The sequence below is a fragment of the Pseudarthrobacter oxydans genome, assembly GCF_030812335.1.
GTDB classification, from domain to species: domain Bacteria; phylum Actinomycetota; class Actinomycetes; order Actinomycetales; family Micrococcaceae; genus Arthrobacter; species Arthrobacter oxydans_B.
This window is the reverse complement of the sequence record NZ_JAUSSN010000006.1, coordinates 123,485-137,100: the sequence shown is the minus strand read 5'-3', so window position 1 is coordinate 137,100 and position 13,616 is coordinate 123,485. Positions and strand designations below refer to the sequence as shown.

The 13,616-nt window shown below is 60.2% G+C and carries 9 protein-coding genes; 3 read left to right on the top strand and 6 right to left on the bottom strand.

Going from position 1 to position 13,616, the window contains the following annotated elements:
* Positions 1 to 348: 348 nt before the first annotated feature.
* On the bottom strand, positions 349 to 1,284 hold the full coding sequence (locus J2W14_RS11650) for an endonuclease NucS domain-containing protein (RefSeq protein ID WP_307462557.1): 936 nt from the start codon (positions 1,282 to 1,284) through the stop codon (positions 349 to 351).
* Between the two features lie 251 nt (positions 1,285 to 1,535).
* Positions 1,536 to 2,357 (bottom strand): hypothetical protein, encoded by an 822-nt coding sequence (locus tag J2W14_RS11645; protein WP_307462554.1) that lies wholly within the window; start codon positions 2,355 to 2,357, stop codon positions 1,536 to 1,538.
* Between the two features lie 446 nt (positions 2,358 to 2,803).
* On the opposite strand from J2W14_RS11645, the gene J2W14_RS11640 reads away from it, so the two are divergent.
* From J2W14_RS11640 to J2W14_RS11630, 3 genes are all read left to right on the top strand, one after another.
* The gene (locus tag J2W14_RS11640) at positions 2,804 to 3,850 is read left to right on the top strand and encodes a DUF4238 domain-containing protein (RefSeq protein WP_307462553.1); all 1,047 of its coding nucleotides are present in this window, start codon (positions 2,804 to 2,806) and stop codon (positions 3,848 to 3,850) included.
* 495 nt (positions 3,851 to 4,345) lie between these two features.
* Positions 4,346 to 6,217: a restriction endonuclease gene (locus J2W14_RS11635; protein ID WP_307462552.1), complete on the top strand. Its 1,872-nt coding sequence runs from the start codon at positions 4,346 to 4,348 to the stop codon at positions 6,215 to 6,217.
* A 172-nt stretch (positions 6,218 to 6,389) separates the two neighbouring features.
* Positions 6,390 to 8,471: a KAP family NTPase gene (locus tag J2W14_RS11630; RefSeq protein ID WP_307462551.1), complete on the top strand. Its 2,082-nt coding sequence runs from the start codon at positions 6,390 to 6,392 to the stop codon at positions 8,469 to 8,471.
* Positions 8,472 to 9,020: 549 nt separating this feature from the next.
* On the opposite strand, the gene J2W14_RS11625 is transcribed toward J2W14_RS11630, so the two are convergent.
* From J2W14_RS11625 to J2W14_RS11610, 4 genes are all read right to left on the bottom strand, one after another.
* Positions 9,021 to 11,186, bottom strand: a complete 2,166-nt coding sequence (locus J2W14_RS11625; RefSeq protein ID WP_307462550.1) for an AAA family ATPase — start codon at positions 11,184 to 11,186, stop codon at positions 9,021 to 9,023.
* Positions 11,187 to 11,397: 211 nt separating this feature from the next.
* Positions 11,398 to 11,643 carry a hypothetical protein gene (locus J2W14_RS11620; protein ID WP_307462548.1) on the bottom strand — a complete coding sequence of 82 codons (246 nt, stop codon included), beginning with the start codon at positions 11,641 to 11,643 and terminating at the stop codon, positions 11,398 to 11,400.
* A 117-nt stretch (positions 11,644 to 11,760) separates the two neighbouring features.
* Entirely contained in the window at positions 11,761 to 11,970 is a 210-nt protein-coding gene (locus tag J2W14_RS11615; protein ID WP_307462546.1) for a hypothetical protein, read from the bottom strand.
* A 133-nt stretch (positions 11,971 to 12,103) separates the two neighbouring features.
* Positions 12,104 to 13,615, bottom strand: coding sequence for a recombinase family protein (locus tag J2W14_RS11610; protein WP_307462545.1), 1,512 nt, complete (start codon positions 13,613 to 13,615; stop codon positions 12,104 to 12,106).
* Between the last annotated feature and the right edge of the window lies 1 nt (position 13,616).

Here is a 13,616-nt window from a genome sequence, read left to right as displayed (position 1 = left end):
GATGCCGAGGCAAGCCGGCCGATTGATGACCCGGCTCCCATTCGAGACTTCCCAAAGTACGGTCGGCCCTTGGTGTACGTCAACGGGGTCTACGGCAAAGCTGTCGCGTGGACACACACATACGGCCTAATAGAATGGCTTGATTCTTCCGGCAAATACCATATGGGCTGGGCACACTCGTCCAGCATCAGGCGAGTGACGCAGGAAGAGTGGAAGGGCAGCAGCTCCCTCTAATGATCGATTTCGAACATGCTGGGCATCCGAGACTCGTGTAATTAAATCGGGTACCGTCTAGAACTCTGCCGTAACGGGGGGACCGGAGGACAACCACGAGGCCCCGCACTCCCCCTATGCCGTTATGCCCTCCAGGTGAAATTCGACCCGGTACTTCATGAACCGGATATTCCGGGCCATGGACAGTGCCCGGCGGATGCGCAGGTCGTCCTCTTGGGCAATGATGACGCCTTCGACACTCTGCCCCGGCTCGAGCAGAGCGTCCTGGACGTACCCCATGTACCGCTGAATCTGACCAACGACGGCATCGCTTGCCCTCCCCCGCTTCAGCTCGACGACCAGGAGTCGGGTGCGGTCCTTGCTGATGGCAAGGATATCCATGGGGCCCGTGTCCGTTAGGTACTGCTGACCGACGGGCTGCCCGTCTTCTTCATAGATGTCGAACTCCCGGCCGAGGGAGGTGCTGGCCCAGTTGTGCACCAGGAACTCCTCTAGCTGCTTCTCCATCTGGAACGCCAGCTGCTCCTGCACCTCGGAGGTGATGACTTCGGCGATTGGCTGCGCCTGTTCGCCCAGCTGGGTCAGCGTCGCCAGCTCGGCCGCGTGAGGTGAAAGCTCCAGCAACGTCCCCACATACTTCGTCGACGTGGCCAGTGCCTCGCTCAGCTCATCCCGGCTGAAAGAGCCTCGCCAGTCAACACGGCGCCGGTGAGGCAATGCCGTGCCGGGGTGATACTCGTAGCCGCCGGTCACAACGCCGTGCTGGTACATCCGGTTCGGCTTGGGCGCCACGATGAGGTCGCCTTCCGAAATACCCACGGCGGCACGCCACAGGCTGTTGACCGCCTGCCCCGCGGCGAGCTTCGTCTTCCCGGGGTTTGTCTCGTGGAACAGCGCCGTCACTGGTGGCCGGAAGGCGTCATATCCATCGACAAGGTGTGGGGTGAGTTCGCGGTCCCCGATGAAGTCGACTCCCATGTACCCGGCCTCAATCATGTCTTCGGCGTAGGCGCCGCCTTCGCCCTGGCGCACCATCCATGCTGCCGTCATCGTTCCCCCCTTTTCATGCCCTCGTTGGGCTGCTCTGTCCGAACTTACCAAGGACTAAGCGTCGGCTGGCAGTGCTCTGGCTCATGTGCTGAGCGAGGCGCTGCTTGTTTGGCGCGAAGCTCGCGACCCAGGGGGCAGGCGTCGAACTTCTGAGGCAGCCACTGGGCCATGCTGCCGTCCCGCGTGTGCGCGCAAAAGTCGGTGCCATCGGGGCAATCTGAAAGGAATGCTTGCATTAGATGCGGATACTCTCAGCGGGGCCACGTAGTTTGCGGTGTATAGCTGTTGGGCAGGCTTTGGCCGCCTGGCAGCTCTTGCCTTAACGGGTTGCCGCAGTCCCTGTGGTTGCGCCAGCTGGAGAAATAGATGTCGAATCTGTCCATGGCGGAGTAGAAGGTATGCACCCGCAGCACAGTGCTTTCGTACTCCCGTGGCGAGCTAACTGAGTAGCCCATGCTTTCCCCGGACTTTAGTGTCACAGTCGAGGGCCGCGGCTGCCCGGCTGGGGGAACGTAATCGAAGGTCCCTTGAGTCAGGAGGATGTGGGTTTCTCCCCGCGCGTTGAGGCCTTGCACGTCGGGAATGTTCCCATCGAAGAACGTTACCGAGGCGTCTGTGGCGTTATGGATGACGCCCCGGCCGGTGATGGCAACATAGTCCACACCGTACTCCGGTGCCGGTGCCATGGAAATTTCTGTGAGGCCACCCGCCACCACTCCACCAGGGCAAGGGATGGCCGAACCTGAAGGGGTAACGTCGGCCGGGGCAGCCTGAACGGTCTGTATTACTTCCGGGGCAGTCGCCGGGAACTCTGGCAGGGGTTCGCTCGGCGCTGCAGTCGGCGCCGGGGCAGGCGTCTTCATGAGCTGGGAGGACGTAGCGGTGGGGCGGACAACGGAAAGAGACGAGACTGCGGTCGGCTGGACCGTAGGCCCGGTCTTGCCCCCAGCTGAGCTTCGGTCGGATTCGATCACTCCCGCGATGACCGCTCCGACCGCGACACCGCCTGCCACAAGACATGCCAAAATGATCAGAACCATCTTCAATGCGCTTTTCATAGCTGCGGCAGCCATATCGGAAGTGTACGCATGCATGCTCGCCCGCGTGCAGGTTATAGGTGTTCGGCCTATTCTCAGTACTTCAAGCAGCTGCTGCCTCGGGCGGCTGACTCCGCCAAGGAGTTACAGACCAAATAGGCGGCGCCGGGCTGGTGCGGGCCGGCCAATCTACGTGCACCTTAGAAAATGTCGGGCCCTGCCCGTAGCTTGCACCCATGACGAAGATGAAAAAATGTATGCCCCCTTTGCCATGGCAGAGCAGGTCAACCCGAGCCGGGATGGTGGATGTGTGACGACTGCGGGAGCGCCTGGCCTGTCGGAAGAAGTCCCGTGGCTATGTTGCGGGCGGCAAGGGCCAAGGCAGCGGATAAAGCAAGGCCGAGGAGAAGGCGCTCACTTAAGCGCTCTCGCGGCTAAGTCCTGCTCACAACAACCAGAATTTTAAGCAGTCAGGGAGATCGATGCCGAAGCCAGGAACCACCAATGATCACATAGTTCCAGTTATGTACCTCAAGCGTTTCGCCCGGCAATCAGCGAACCATCAGGTGATACAGGCCGCAATAGCTGAGACGCCCGCGGCGGACTTCACTCAAAGCATCCGTAATGTGGGGTCCTCAAAAGGCTTTTACTGGGGCACCGATCCTGACGGGGTGCCGCATCACCACATGGAGCAATTCCTTGGAATCATCGAAGGAGAAGCAGCTCCTGCTTTTCGCTACATCCTCGATAAGGGCTCCCACCCGGCTGACAATGTTTTGCCCCACAATTGGCCATCCAGGGCCGATGTTAGACACGCCATCGCATGGTGGATGGCAGCACAGATCCTACGAACTGCCAGGCAGCGGGAGCGCCTCAACAACCTGAAAACAGAATCGTTGTCCTTGCCTCGCGGCCTAGCACGCAACAACCACCACCTTGAATACATTGCAAAACAGATCGCTCCCCTGGCATTCCTCCTCACGACCCGGCCGTGGGGTATCGGCTTCACTAACCTGTGCCTCTACACCTCGGACGTTCCAGTGCAGATAATCAACGGCCAAGACGACAATGACCAGCTCAAGGCCGCAAGCTACTGGGACATCTACCTTCCCCTCGACCCGCACCGTTTCCTGTACTTGCCTGGATCAATGCACCGGGACCAACCCCGCCTGATGCGAGACCACACCATCAACCTGCCCGGGGGACTCGCCATGGCGCTCAACGACCTCATGATCGAGAATGCTCACAGGCACGTCTTCTTCCATCCGGAACACGACCCCAGAGCAAAGATGCACGCAAAGCTCATTGCCGATGCAGTAAAGCGCAGAGGCGGCAGTCCTTCAGAATCCGTCCTGTACTACGACGCTATGCCCCCGGGGACCGGGATAGAAAGAAGATGGCTGGAGCGGCATACATGGGACGACCCCAACCTGGCTAAAGAGGTAGCCGCAGCTGGCGATCCTACAGAGCACGTTGAACGAATGACAGAGCGCCTCATGGCGGCCAAAGATGCCTACCGCGGCATCTAAGAGCATTCGATCAAAGTACTCTGCACCGGCACGTTCAGAAGGCCACCTTGTGTCGGTTGCCGAGTCCTCGGCAGCGACCAGAAGTTTTCCGAGCACTTTGCGATGTATCATCAGTTTCCGCTTGGCGCAAGCGGGTAATTACGCACCGAGTGTCAGTCTACGTAGTGCGCCGCGCTGTTTTCGAGTGCTGAGTACTCAAGAGCTGGTTGAAAACGTGAGGCACACTGAGATTTGGTCGGCCACGGACACGGGGGGACATTTGATACGAACGCAGCAGGCTATCTCGCGCGAGGCTCTACCTTACGCAGACCCTTACCCACAGCAGGAATTGATCCGTCAATGGGCGTCGCTTCGGGGACGGAGGCTCTCGTTGGCGGAGAGGCAGCCGTTCCATCCTGGCGAGGACTGGGAACTCCACGGCCGCCAGGCCGGCACCCCGACGACCGGAGAAGCGGATCTCCTGCCCAATGCATTCACCGGGGAAAGGACAACTTCGTGAGCTACAACCGCGGCGATGCTGGGCGCCGGCGAAACACGGAACGCATTACGCATGGCGCCACGAGCAAGGTCATCTACTTTCTGTTCTTTGTCCTACCCCGGTTGGTGTTCTGGTACACCGTCAAGTTCATCGCTGCTGCCACGTGGCACCTCATCACGCTGACTGTCACAAATGCCGGCCTCCGCCGCCAAACGAAGGACACCCAGGCGGTTGCGTCTAGTCCACCCATAGCTGACGACACCGAACAGTTCTTTGCCGAAAAACGCCGTCGACGTAGTTCGGCGATGAAGGAATGGGATCACGAGTGGGCCCAACTTTCTGATGCCGGGCCTAAACAATCTGTTGAGGGCACCGTGCTGGGCCCGGAGCAGCGGCCAGCAAAGAAGGAGCCGCCCAACGAGCAGACCTCGAGCGGAGACGACTACCGCGCGGAACATGCCCGCCGCGCCCTCCAGCTACGCTTCCACGACGACGTCGTAAAACTGCACGCGGCACGGATCGCCCAGATGCAGGAAAAAGCCCGCCCCGAGAAGCAGATGGAAGTCCAGCCCGCTCTGGACACCGGTACCGGGCATAGAACTGTCGCCCAGCACCTCCCTGCAGGCAGAAACAACTCGGCGCCGACGGACCCAGAGCAGCTTCTCGCCAATGACCCACGAACCATGTGGGCATGGGCCGAATATAGGGAAAGGCGCCCTGCCTTGCCAGTTAGCGGCGAGGACGCCCGACAAGTCCTGTCAGCAATCCCGTCTGGAGACCACGTCGAAATATTCGGCGCCGTTACCGTAACCGAGGACTACCCCGAACGGAGCAATAACGTCCTTCCCCGGGAAGCCAGATTCGCAGCGAGAACATTCCAATGCTGGATACTGCCGTCCTCGGGGCCGCAGCCAGAGACCATACCCGCGTCAAGCACCCACTGGTACAGCTCGGAGAGCACCAGTATGGTCGACCGCGTAGCAGAGAGCCACTTCACTCTGCCCGACCACCGGCACTTTTACGCCTACGCGGACCAGAAATCGTATAAATGGTTCCACGATGGCGTAGGGCGGTCCATTCTCAGACTCCCTGACAACCCTTTGGCGCCCGCCCCGCCAGAGGTCGGGACAATACGGAGGGGCCCGACCTCAGAATCTGCTTCACCCATCCGGCTTGTTGGTGACTGGCGTACCGCGGAGGACTTAGCCCTCTGGCACATGTCAGGGCCTCTCGGCTTCTTCGGTTCCCAACTCACCGGAGGAGTCTCGGACCGCGGAGTGGACGTCGAGCACCCCGAGGCAGTGGCCCAAGTGAAGATGCAGGCAAATCCGGTCGGCTCGCCGCTGATCCGCCAGCTTAGAGGGGCGCAGCCCCATCTCACAAACCACCTCTTCTACTCGACTTCAGGCTATACAAGGGCGGCGAGCGCCGAAGCATCGGAATCTGGCGTCGCGCTGTTTACCCTTGACGGCGACGCGACAGTGCGCCCAAACGGCGCTCACGCCGCACGCCTCATCCTCGACGGACATATGCGTCACGGAGGCGACGACGCCCTCGTAGCTGGCTACATCAAGTCCGTAACCGAACGCGTGCGCAAGGCACAGGCCAACTACGGCAGCATGAACACTGACGCTTGGCTGGCCGTCTATGAAGCATTCGAGGATGAAAGACACCAGCTCCAAAGAGCCGAGAACTACCTAAAGGGTGCGGTTGACGCCATAAAACGACACCCCCGTATCGGAGCAGATACCCACAAGGCCGTCCTGAGCCACTTCCGCAATGCTGACCTGGGAGCTGCCTACTTCTGCCACGTCCTCGGCCTGCCCTATCCCGGCGACAAACCGCTCACCAGGGCGTACAGACGCTCCACAGCCGCCGACTTCTACTGAGTCTAGGAGCCAGTTGGTGGGCACAGTCATCGGTCGTACGCGAGTCGCAAGGACGTCATGAGGCAGCGACGCGCCAAACGTTGCGAAGTCCCGGTAACCGACGTATGCACTCCAACGTGGTGACGGGGTCAGAAAGTCGTTCGGGAGAAGCCCTTGAAGGTATAACTGAGAAATGCCTGAAGCTTCCCACTGGGTTGACGACCCCATCCGTTCAGCAGCTGAAGACACGCTGAATCGCTCACACATCGCTGCTCATGCGGCACGGTTGATAAATAACGCCCATTCTTGGGACACGAGCGTGGTCTTCGGCCTAACGGGACCGTGGGGCAGCGGAAAGACTTCGATGGCCACACTAATAGTCGAGGAACTTCAGAAGACTACGTCAGCGAATTGGAAGGTCGCTCGCTTCACCCCATGGGCGACTAGCGACACAGCCTCAATGATGAGTGAGTTCTTCTCGTCATTGTCGGCGACCTTGCCTCCCGGCCGTGCGGGAAAGCGAGTTCGGCAAACTCTGCAAGCATGCGCGACTGTCTCTATTCCCCTTCTGACCCTGATTCCCTTCATTGGGGGCACTATCGGAGAAGGCGCCAAACTGTTCGGCCAGGCTCTCAGCAAGTCAAAGCCTTGGGATGAAGCTTTTGCTGAGGCGTCCGTGGAATTGAAGAAATTGCAGACGCCCGTTCTTGTCATTGCCGATGACATCGACAGACTTCAGGCTGACGAGCTGGTTGCGCTACTCAAGGTTGTTCGCCTTCTTGGGCGCTTCCCTGGAGTGCATTACCTCCTCGCCTACGATGAGCAAACACTGTTGGTCAACCTCCAGCAAGCTGGAATCGGAGTGGATGACTCACAACGCGCCCGTCTCTTCATGGAGAAAATCGTCCAGTACTCGCTGAGAGTCCCCCCGCTCCTGCCCACACAAATGCTGCTTCGCTTAGATACGGGCCTCACTTCCCTTCTTTTAGATCTTGAGCGTCCATCGGACCCAAAGGACCACCGGTTGTCACATTTGACCGACGTCCTGCAATCTCAGCTATCGACGCCGCGATCGATTGAACGTTTCTTAGCGCAGGTACGCCACTACCTACCTATGCACAGGCCGGAGGACATAAATGACGTGGACTTGATCCTGTTGACTTTCCTCCACCTGCAATTCCCTGAACTGTATGAGGCCCTCCCTCGCTGGAGAGCCTTATTGACTGGGAGCCGGCAAGCCATGCGGGTCCCAGGGAACGAGGCAGAAGAGAGCCTAGACTGGGAAAAACTCTTGGCTAACGTTCCAACTCCATCACTCAGACCGGACGCCGAAGAGGTCTTACGGGCCGTCTTCCCACGCCTGCGACAATCGTCGGCGAGGCGTACCGGACCGAGTGTCTGCGTCGCAGAATACTTCGACCGGTATTTCGCTCACACCATCCCGGAGGGGGACATTGCGGATGCGGCTGTCCATTCTGCGCTAGTCGAAGCCAGCTTCGCGGGCTTGGACGCAGAAGCACTGAAATCCCTACTGACTGATCCATACCCGGGTCGTGCTGACCTTGCCATTCAGAAGTTCCGTAAAGCGACTGCCCCAGTCGGTGGCTCCTTTGCTGGGGAGCAGGTTAACCTCCATCTCATCGAAGCAGTAGCCGGATGTTTGGAAGACCTCGAGGACGCACAGCGTACGATCTTTGGACGGCAAGAGCAATGCATCTATTGGTTGTCCGAATTACTGCGTCGCCTTCCGGAATCGACACACAAGGATGACGTTGTCTCGGCTCTGGCTGCGTGCCGAAACTGGAAGCTGCGCCTGCAGGTGATGCAGCAAGCCATCAGGCCAGAGGAAGACGACAGACCCTTGCCGCTCTTAGTTCAAGTTGCCGCTGTGTTCGCCCGGGAAGCGAGCGGTCACATCCTCGAGCACCTGCGTTTGAGGGATGGAGCAGTTACTGGAAACGAAGCGCTTATTGGATTCATGTTTGTCGATCAGTTTGGCGACGCGAAGGCCCTCAAGGACTCTATTTCGGAGCGCTTGAACCTAGACTTCAGCCTAGAGGACCTGGCCTCCCGATTCGTCAGCGTCAACTACTTGATAGGCCCCACACCCATACCAAGGCTGGGTGACTTCGACGTACAAAGGTTTGCAAAGTTCGCGCCAGGAGAAGATCCGTTCTACGAGGCCCCCAGAGAACCAAATGTGGACGAGTGGGACGTCTCTTGGACGAACATGCGGGCTTACGTCCGGGGACGAGCTATCCCATCTAGTATCTGACCCTACTCGTCGGTAGTCCTCCTTGAGCAGTCGGATACGATGTCCGCTCCCAGCCCCCTGCTCGGCAGGTGAGTCCTAAGACTTACACTTCCGGCATAAATTTCGGCCAGGACGCGGACGACACCGGACGCCACATGCTGCGCATTCTCGGTAACCCCCGTAGTGAAGCGGGCAGCAAACACGAAGCCTCCCCATCGCTGCTTCCTGAGTGAAAGGACGACCACACACTGTGCAGGTCACTATGGGGCGGCGGCTGCGCGAGGGGTCAAAAGTGAAGCGGGCACGTTTAGCGCAACGCCGTCCACAGTAAATCACTTCCCGTTTGGTAGTCAGCAAGTGCCGCCCGCACTGGGAACATTCCTTCAGATACTGCTTCTCCATCTGCATGTCCTTCCTGCTTTGCTCAAATTGATCAAGGGTCATTGTTCATTCTGAAACTTCATATGCGGGGCTACCCGGGCGCGCTTCCGTCCGCGGTTCTTAGCGATCCAAACGCCCCTACCCTGTGGGCCCTGGGGAAGTGCCCACAGGGTAGGGAAGTCCAAAGGATCAGTTCAGTTGTGGCGTCCGCCTAGGTAAACCCGTGTGGCTAGCTTCTTCGAAGAGGCATTGGTTACAGAGGCTGATGCCTTTTGATGCGTTGGCGTCTGTAAGCCGGCCCGAGTGGCAGCTACTGCATGGATCGCCGGCCTGTACAGCGTTTTCTGACCCTTGCTTCCTGATTTCGGGTCCGTCCAAGTAGGAGGCAGGAAGTATAGGAACGTTAGGAAGTGTGGGAGTGGCGCTACCATACGTCGCAACCTTCCTAACGTCACCAAGCTCCTGGGGTACAGGTTCCTCGTAGGAAGGTTGGGAGCCCTTGAGCCTGTACGTGAATTCCCCGCCGAACTCGGCGTTCCGGACAGATTCCCCGACGGTGGACATGGCCATTTCGGCTACGGTCTTCCCGTAGCCGATCTGCTGCAGATGTTCCTTGAGGTCACGGGTGCGGCATTGTCCGTCCCCCTCCAATAGGTAGTCGCGTATGGCCTCCTGGCATTCTTCGGCTTTGGTTGGTTTCCTGTTGGCCTCCAGCTCCTCCTGCTTCCACTGCACCAAGAGGTTCCTGATCGTCATGAGGGCTGATGCTGGCGCTGTCAGGTGGGCTGTTGTGCCCGGGTCGTCGTTGGTTCTGGCCCGGACCTGTTCCACCGTGACATTGAACTTCACCGCGTCGACAAGGCCGGTCACGTTTGATTTGTCCGGGCCGACCCACAGGTGCTGCACGGGACTGTCGTGGTCGCTCTTGGGACGGGCCGCGAAAAGAACCATTCGGGCCTTCTGCCGGAGCACCGCCGTACCGCCCATGAGGTCCCGGATGTTCGTTGACTCGGTACGGTTGGTGTGGGTCACGAGAAGCGCTGCAAGATTGTGTCTGGTCGCCAGCTGCTTCCACGGATCCAGGGCAGCTCGCGCCTGTTGGGTGTCCCGGATGATCAGGTTACCGGCGACAGTGTCCAGCCAGGCGTCCACAACCAGCATGGCTGGTTTCGTTTCTCGTTCGTTGAGCAGAGCGTCAAGAAGGAGCATGTCGCCCTGGAATCCGCTGCCGAAGACCGGGGTTCCAGTTCCGTCGTTCTCGGCAGCGAAGAAAATGATTCTGTTCAGATCAGCGCCGGCCAGTTTCAGGCGGGACATGACTTCGGACGCTGAGTCCTCGGTGACGATGACGACGACGTCGGCGGGTTCGCGGGCGGGAATGCCGAAGGGGGCGAAGGGCTTCCCGGTGGTGATGTATGCGGCCATGTGGACCCAGAGTAGGGACTTGCCGATGCCTTCTTCCCCGACCATGACGGTGATTGCGCTTCGAGGAAGCCATCCCAGTCCGAGCCATTGCGTCGGTGGTGGGAGTTCCAGATCCGTAGCCGTCCGCAGTTTCAGTCCGTTGCCGGGTTCGCCTCTGTGATCGACCAGTTCGGTGCCCGGCTTGGGTTCGTACGCGCGAGGGCCCGGGTAAGGCTGGAGGTCGTCCATGCCTAGACCTGCGTCTAGGTGGTCGGAAACGTCCTTACCCTCTGCTGGGATCTTTACGGTCACCGCAATTCCGGCGCGTGCCAGGAGAGCCTTGGCTTGGTCGGCGTGTCGGTGTCCGGCGTCGTCGTTGTCGGCGATGATGACCACGGTAGCGCCGCGCAGATATTCGGCGTATTCGGGTTTGTTGAATTTTCCGGCGCCGTCGAAGTTGCATGTCGCCGTGTACCCCTTTGATCTCAGCCGGTCGGCGTCCTTCTCGCCTTCGACTAGGTGGACGACCTTGCCGGCTTCGATTGCGGCCGGTAGCTCCGGCAGCCGGTATAGGGGTTTCTCCGCCAGTTTCTTCACGGCCCCGGGCGGGGTGATGATGAAAGTTTTGGGGACATACCGGATTTTTTCAAATAGCACGGTTCCGGCCGCGTCGGTGTAGGGGTAGCGGGCCACTTCGACCCTGCCCGCAGCTTTGGCTGGAGGTTCGTCGAAGAGGTCCGCCATGGACAGGCCTATGGCTGACACGACGTCCTCCGTTGCGCATCCAGCGTGGCATTTCAGCACCACGCCGTGGTACTTCTCGGCGGGGTCGATCGCCAGCGACGGGTTAGAGTCATCGTGTGACGGACATTGGGCCTTGCGGCCGTTGCTGGAGAGCCGGAGGCCTTTCCTTAGGATGGCGTCAGTGACGACCTCAAGCGCCGTTCTCATTGGACCACGCCATCGGCCGCTATGACGGTGCCATCTCTGCCATGGTCTGAATGGGCTTCGCCGCTGCGGTTGTAGAGGTCCCTTTTACTGAGATCCTGTGTTGCTCGGACAGACGCTGTGGAGCAGCGCCCGTGGCTGTGAGCGAGAATCCACACATCGACCTGGGCGATGAACTTTTCGTTCGGGTGAGCAGGGCGCCGTATCTCTGCCTTCATGCGACATCACCGCCACCGGCGGCCTCGGCCTCGGCCTCAACCGCAGGGACCGGGCGTAGCAGAACGGCTATAGCGTCTAGCTGGGACTGGTCCAGCGGTGGCCAGGCCGCGACGGTCTTGCGGACGTGGTCTTCCAGCCGCGCGGCTTTGAGTCGCTGCCGGGCGCCCTGCAGTTCGGGGTCGTCCGGCTTGCGGTCGCGGGATAACGCGGCGACGCGGGCACGTTCATGAGTCCAGGACAATTTGAGCCTCCGTGGGCACGAAAAATCGCGCCCACTGTGCACAGGCCTGGTGGCGGGGGTAAGGAGCTCCCGCCGTCTCGCTACCAGCCTATAGCAGCAAACCCGGTTGGGTAGCTTCTAAACGCTATAGGTTTCGTAGATGGCCCTGAGGCGGGCGAGAGTCAGCGCTTCCACGCTGTTGGCTAGGAGCGTATCCAGGATCCGGCACAGCTTTGCAAAGTCGGCTACCTGTACGTTGTCGCGGCAGATCGTGCACTTGTAGACCCGGTTCATGTCGGTCTGCCACGTCACGCCGGGTTCGAGGGAATCCACATGTTCCCTTCCCACATCAGTGTTGTAGTCGTAGTTCCATGCATCCAAGGTGGAACGCCGGGCAAGCTTCTCCGGGCGTTGGCTGCGTGAAAGGCCAGTTGTGTCATGCCATCCTGGCGTGACCCCGGCACCCACGTTGGCGCTGCTCTCATCGACGAAGAAGAACCGCACTATGTTGGAGGGTCGGGTCTCGTGCCCGCGGCCGTTGTCGCCGGGACAGGTGACGCGGATTGTGCGTGCACTCACCTCTGGACTCCTTTGGGTGTGACGCTGACTGATTCGGGATCGAAATAGTCCTCTCCGGCGACCATCCTTTGGGCCTGCCGCGCTTCTGCGGGAGGAGACTCACGGTTGCCAGCGCGTTGATGACGGCGCGGCGGCGTCCCAGCGGGGCTTCAAGGAAGAATTGCGCTGTGTCCGGTGCTGCGAGTAGGTCCGCGAGGCCTGCCGCCCGCCCTGCCTCTGCTAGCTGGGATTCCAGCTCCAGGATTCTGCTGTCCATGCGCCCCGTTGCGATCTTTACTTGCTGTCCGTTCAGGTTGCCCTCTGCATAGTCGAGCGCGAGCTGGTCCCGGCGTGCCCGGAGCGCGGCCGCTTCCTCCCGGAGCGGGCCCACGTTGTCTGTGGTGGTCTCGCTGGAGAGCAGTCCCGCTGTTTCCGGTTGCCTGAGGACGTTGACGATGACGCGGTTCACGACTTCGTCGACGGCTGCTAGCGTCCGTGTGACGTGTGAGCCGTTGGTGCATCGGTAGACGCGCCGTCTGTCGCCGGACATGCTGGCGCGGACGGGGGTTTTGCAAACACCGCAGAGGAAGAGATTGGATCCGAGCCATTTTGGTGTGCTGCCGGTCGTGGTGCGGCGGGCAGGGTCTTTGAGGATAGACACGGCGGCGCGCCACGTTTCCTCTGTGAGGATGCCCGGCCACTGGGCCTTACCGATGATTTCGCCGCGCAATTCGGAAAATCCGGCGTTGCGTGGCCTGAGCAGGATGTTTCTGAGGTTGATTTCGTCCAGACGGAGGGACTTAGTAGACGTCGTGCGGTGGCCCTGGGCGGTCAGCTCGGAGGCGATGGAACGGAGAGATTGTCCGGCAATGAGGTTGTCTGCTGCCCGCTTCACTGCTGCGGCCTCTATCTCGCGGATGGTCAGGCCGTCCGTTTCGTATCCAAAGGGGCGAGGGCCTCCCCTCCACTTGCCTGCCTTGGCTGCCTGCTCTTTAGCCCGTCTAACGCGATCCTGGCCGTGCTCCACCTCCCGCTGAGCGATCGAGCCCAGCATCCGGGCCATCATGCGCCCGTCAGGGGTTGCCAGATCGACCTGTCCGCCCCGCACAGTGGAAACCTTCGCCCCGGTCCGCTCTATGAGGTCGATGAACTTTTCCAGCTCTGCGTTACGGCGGTGCAGCCGGTCGGTGTGCCAGGCAAGGACGGCGTTGGTCCTGCCGGATTCAAGATCGACTAACATCTGCTGGTAGCCGGTTCGGGCCCTTTTGCGCTGGTACGCGCTGATGTCGTTGTCCTCGTAGACGGTGACTACGTCCCAGCCGAGCTCGGCGGCCAATTCCTGGCAGTCCTCAGCCTGTCGCGCGACGCCGAGGCCTGCGCCTTCTTTGTCGTTGCTGATCCTGGTGTAGATTCCGGCTTTCCTTGGGCTGTTCATA

Bases quoted from the DNA above. Each gene is read 5' to 3' on its own strand.
- J2W14_RS11625 (WP_307462550.1), bottom strand. From the start codon at position 11,186: ATGAGAACGGCGCTTGAGGTCGTCACTGACGCCATCCTAAGGAAAGGC.
- J2W14_RS11630 (WP_307462551.1), top strand. From the start codon at position 6,390: ATGCCTGAAGCTTCCCACTGGGTTGACGACCCCATCCGTTCAGCAGCT.
- J2W14_RS11640 (WP_307462553.1), top strand. From the start codon at position 2,804: ATGCCGAAGCCAGGAACCACCAATGATCACATAGTTCCAGTTATGTAC.
- J2W14_RS11650 (WP_307462557.1), bottom strand. From the start codon at position 1,284: ATGACGGCAGCATGGATGGTGCGCCAGGGCGAAGGCGGCGCCTACGCC.
- J2W14_RS11645 (WP_307462554.1), bottom strand. From the start codon at position 2,357: ATGGCTGCCGCAGCTATGAAAAGCGCATTGAAGATGGTTCTGATCATT.
- J2W14_RS11610 (WP_307462545.1), bottom strand. From the start codon at position 13,615: ATGAACAGCCCAAGGAAAGCCGGAATCTACACCAGGATCAGCAACGAC.